Genomic DNA, 414 nt, shown 5'->3' with positions numbered 1-414 from the left:
GGCGTGGGGTCGGCCATGGCGCCATCCCAGCAGACCCGCTCCCGGGCGCGCGGCGCGGCCCTGCCGGCCGGGCCACACTGGGGGCGTGCCGCTGTACCTGCCGCCGTCGAAGGCCAAGCCCCCGCCGCCGCCGCTGCGCACCGACGACCGCCGCGCCGTGCTCGTCGGCCTCGCCGCGTGGGCCGTGCTGCTCGTCGTCGCGGTCCTCGTGCCCGAGGTGCGCCGCACCGGGGAGGGCCGCTGGCTCGGCTCGTGCATCGCCGGGCTGGCCCTGGGGCTGATCGGCCTGGCCCACGTGCACCGCCGCCAGCGCCGCGCGCAGCGCGAGCGCACCGACCGCTGACCGCGGGCCGCCGACCTCAGCCGGGCAGCTCCTCGGCCAGCAGGCGGGCCCGCCCCGGCGCGTCCGCCACC

General features: G+C 81.4%; 1 protein-coding gene. It reads left to right on the top strand.

What is annotated here, in order from left to right; translation table 11 throughout:
- Window positions 1–85 precede the first annotated feature (85 nt).
- Window positions 86–343 (top strand): DUF2530 domain-containing protein, encoded by a 258-nt coding sequence (locus GTR00_RS22575; RefSeq protein ID WP_205706460.1) that lies wholly within the window; start codon window positions 86–88, stop codon window positions 341–343.
- The last annotated feature ends 71 nt before the right edge of the window (window positions 344–414 follow it).

It is taken from the genome of Kineococcus indalonis, from assembly GCF_009906395.1.
Taxonomy (GTDB): Bacteria; Actinomycetota; Actinomycetes; order Actinomycetales; family Kineococcaceae; genus Kineococcus; species Kineococcus indalonis.
This window is presented reverse-complemented; position numbering and strand designations above follow the sequence as displayed.